This window comes from Acidobacteriota bacterium (assembly GCA_003696075.1).
Taxonomy (GTDB): domain Bacteria; phylum Acidobacteriota; class Polarisedimenticolia; order J045; family J045; genus J045.
In genome coordinates, this window is record RFHH01000105.1 from 1 (window position 1) to 4,142 (window position 4,142).

Genomic DNA, 4,142 nt, shown 5'->3' on the forward strand with positions numbered 1-4,142 from the left:
CGGCTCCGGTCCGCTGCGGGGCGCTTCGCTCCGTGCGCGGACGCCCGAGTGGAGCGCCCGAGAGCCCGCGATCGAGCGACCCGCCCTGCGGGGCGCGAGGTCGCGCGCCCGCGCCGCGCGGAGCGCGGCCGGCGAGAGGCGCCGTGCTCGCTCGCCGCGGTTCCCGGCGGGGCAGGCCGGTGCCGTCCTGATCGCCGTGGTCGTCCTGTCCTTCCTGCTCGCGGCGAGCGCGCTCGGCGCGTTCACCGTCGCCTGGGCGTGGCGCCGCTCCGCCGCGCTCGGAGTCGCCCGCGCCCAGGCGGCGGCGGCAGCGGCGGCGGCCGCCGGAGTGGCTGCCCAGTGGTTCGAGGAGGCCGAGCGGGGCTCCCTGCTCGGGCCGCCGGAGCCGGGGCAGGTGCAGCGCGATCTCCGCCGCATCGATCCGGACGGGGACGGGCGCGGCCCGCTCTGGCGCGATGCCGAACCGCCCTGGAACGTCCGCTACCAGGAACGCGCCGGCGCACTGTTCCGGCCCGGGGCGGAGGAGGCGGAGGCGCGCTTCGTGGGCACCGAGGACGGGCCGGACGTCGTGATCGACCGCAGCACCGCTCCGGAGCTGCTGGACCGGCTGACGGCCCTCGTGGGCGGCGGAGGGCCGGTCGACGTGGTCCGCCTCGCCTTGCGCAGGCCGCCGCCGCTCGCGGCCCCCGACGCCCTCGCGACGGTCGAAGCGACCGCCGAGCGCTCCCTGCCGGGAGCCCGCGTGCTGGCCACGGCCCGCGCCGAACTCCTGGAGGTCGACTGGGGCCGCCTCGATCGGCCGCTCGTCTCCTCCGGGCGCTTGGAGCTGCGGGGTGAGGCCTCCTGGGCCCGCGGGGAGGCGGTGGCCGCCGGCGATCTCGAGGCCGGCACCGCCACGGCGGCGGGCTGGCCGGGTGGCATCCCCTGGCTGGCTCCCGACCGGCCGCTCCGCGACGACAGCGACGGCGACGGGACCGCCGACGACGCGGACGGCGACGGCACGGCCGACCTGGCAGCCTGGCGCAGCCAGCCGGGCAGCGTTCCGGATCCCTGGTGGCGCGCGCGGATCGGCGGCCGATGGCCCGGCGTGGACGACGATCCGGGCCCGTGCGCCCAGCCCTTCCCGTTCGGACCGCGGCGTTCGCCCCCCGCGCCGCCGAGCAAGACGGAGGACCGTTCGGGTGTCTTCCTCAGCTGTCCCGTGGCGACCCGCCCGCCGGTTCCGGAGGAGTGGCGCGAGCTCGCGCGGGCCGGCGTCAGGGGGGCCTGGGCCGCGGAGGAGATCCCCGACCGCCCGGGATCGTTCCGCCTCGAGGGCGGGGCCCGCGAGCGCTCGCTGGCGGACGTGTGGCCGGCCGGCGGGGGCCTCCTCCTGCTCCGCTGCACCGCCACCCTTCGCCTCGAACGATCTCTCGGAGGAGGCGCCGGCGCGGTGCTCGCCGACTGTCCCGAGGTCGTTCTCCGCGAAGAGGCCGCGAGCCTGCGCCCCGACCGGGCGCCGGGCGATCCGCGCGACACGCGCGGCGAGGACCGCCTCGGATCCGCGGCGGACGACCGCCTGCCGGTGTTCCCGGAGGGGACGGGGTGCGGGCCGTGGAGCGTCGGTCCGTGGGAGGGGCCTTCGGCCGACGTCCTGGCGCGGAGCTGCCCGGAGGCCCGCACCGGCTTCGCCGGGATTCTCGGGAGCACGGGGCCGGTGACGCTGGAAGGCCCGCTCGTTCTCCACGGCCAGCTCCGCGGGGCAGGCCTGGTCCTCGACGGCAGCGGGGGACCGGTGACGGTCGCCGCCTGGGGGGCCTCGCGGGAGGACGCCGGGTGGCGACCCGGGCCTCCCGGCGCCCCGCGGATTCTTCTCGCCGGCCTCCGCCTCGCGCCGTGAGGAGGAGAGCGCGGGAACCGGCCGCCGCCGCCGCCGTTCGGAAGCGCCGGATCCCGTTCGCCGGCCCGCGCGCCCGGGTGGTGAGGCCACCGGCCCGGTGTCATATTGGCTTCGGGCGTCCGCCCACCGCGGCCGTCCCGGGATGGCACCGATGACCGCTCGCTTCGCGTCACGATCCCGCGCCGGTGCGATCGCCGGCCTTCTCGCCGCTTTCGCGATGGCCGGGCTCCTGTCGGCGCTCGCCGCGCCGGGTGGAGGCGGCACGGCGGAACGCGCGAAAGAGAAACAGGCGGAGGAGAAGGCCCAGTCCTCTGCCGAGGCGGCTCCGGCCTCGCACGCGGCCTCGCCTCTCGTGCAGGCGGCCGCCGCCGCCCGGGCGGCCTCGCGCCTACCGACCCGCAAGGATCCGGAGACGGGCGAGGAGGTCATCGTCATCGACAACCGCACCCTCGAGCGGCTGTACGGTCCCGCGTCACCGGCGCGACCGGCGGAACCCTCCGGGCCGCAGAACAAGTGGTGGCTGCGCCGCTCCGCGCCGGCCCCGGCGGGCCCATCGCCGCAGGTGCAGGAGCGCATTCGGAAGATCGAGCAGGAGCTCGAGCGGCTTCGCCGCAACAAACTGGCGCTGCACAACCCCTTTCTGCCGCGCCCGCAGCTCAACGAGGACGAGGCCAAGGAGCTGAGCGGGATGGACAACGTCCAGCGGCTCCGGCAGACTGAAAAGCGCATCCAGGAACTGGAGGCCGAGCTGGCCAAGCTGCGCCAGCAGGCCGCGGGCGGCGCCGGGCCGCCCCCATCACGCTGACCGGACCCCGGGAGCCTCGTGCCTGCCTCGTCCCGACGACGCACCGTGAAGAACGAATCCTTCCAGCCCGTGCTCCTCGCGGGGAGCGTCGGACCGGCGCGTGACGCCGCGGCGCGGACGCTCGGCCGCCTCCTCGACGAGCCGGTCGCGGCGATGACGCCCGACGAGGCGCGGCGCGCCGTCGGCGGTCGCCGGCGGGCGCAGCTGACGGGGCTGCTCGTGTGGCTGCCCGATCCGGGTGCCGCGCTCGACGCGTTCGCATCCTGGCTCGGAGACCTGCGCGCCGCGGAGCCGGCGCTGCCGGTCGTCGTCGTCGGTGACGAGCTCGACGCCCGCGAAACGGCGCGGGCCTTCCGGCTCGGCGCCCAGGACGTCGTCTTCCTCGCGGGGGCGGGCGAGGACGAGCCCTGGGTGGAGACGGCACGGGTCCTGGTGCGGCGCCGCGAGGCGCGAGCCGCCGGGTCGCTGTTCGGCGGCATGGCGGGTGCGCCGCGCCTGATCGGGCGCGCTCCGGCGATGCGCGAGATGGCGCGGCTGGTCGAGCGGGTGGCGTCCTCCGACGCGACGGTGCTGATCCTCGGCGAATCGGGTACCGGAAAGGAGCTGGTCGCGCGGGCGGTCCATGCCTTCTCGCCGCGGGCCAAAGGGCCGTTCGTGGCGATCAACTGCGCGGCGATTCCCGAGACGCTCCTGGAGAACGAGCTGTTCGGCCACGAGAAGGGGGCCTACACCGGCGCCAGCTCGGCCGCTCCGGGGAAAGTGGAGGCGGCCGAGGGCGGCACGCTCTTCCTCGACGAGATCGGCGAGATGCCGCTGCCGCTGCAGGCGAAGATCCTCAGGCTGCTGCAGGATCACACCTACGACCGGATCGGCGGCACGAAGATGCGCACCGCCGACATCCGCGTCGTCGCCGCCACGAACCGCGATCTGCGGCAGGCGGTGGCCGCCGGGACGTTCCGCGAGGATCTGTACTACCGGCTGTCGGTGGTGCCGATCACGCTGCCGGCGCTGCGGGACCGTCCCGAGGACATCCCTCTGCTCGTCAACCACGTCGTCGAGCGCCTCGCCGAGCGCCTCGGCCGCCCGGGACTGCGGGTGTCGCCGGAGGCGATGCAGCGCCTCGTCGCCTACCGCTGGCCGGGGAACGTTCGGGAACTCGAGAACGAGCTGGAGCGCGCCGCCGTCCTCGCTCAGGGCGACACCATCGGTCCCGGCGATCTCGAGCTGCGCCCGCGCGTGGAGGATCCGGACCGGCAGGCGCTCGCGCGATGGGTGCCGACCGACGTCCCGCTGGAGGAGGCGGTGGAGCGGGCGCAACAGGCCGCGGAGCGGTTCCGGATCTCGATGGCGATGGAAAGGGCCGGCGGCGACCGCGCGCGGGCGGCCGAGGAACTCGGGATCACCGAAGAGGAGCTCGCGGCCCGGCTCGAGCCGGCCTGAGCGCGCCGGCGCCGAAGC

General features: G+C 76.4%; 2 protein-coding genes and 1 pseudogene. All 3 read left to right on the plus strand.

All coding sequences use genetic code 11. The features are described 5' to 3' along the window. Positions 1 to 1,879, plus strand: a 1,879-nt coding sequence (locus D6718_06600; GenBank protein ID RMG45771.1) for a hypothetical protein, incomplete at its 5' end; no start/stop codon positions are given. Positions 1,880 to 2,030: 151 nt separating this feature from the next. Continuing rightward, a complete protein-coding gene (locus D6718_06605) occupies positions 2,031 to 2,684 on the plus strand; it encodes a hypothetical protein (protein RMG45772.1) in 654 nt (217 codons plus the stop codon). Positions 2,685 to 3,161: 477 nt separating this feature from the next. Beyond that, positions 3,162 to 3,881: pseudogene (locus tag D6718_06610) on the plus strand (AAA family ATPase). The last annotated feature ends 261 nt before the right edge of the window (positions 3,882 to 4,142 follow it).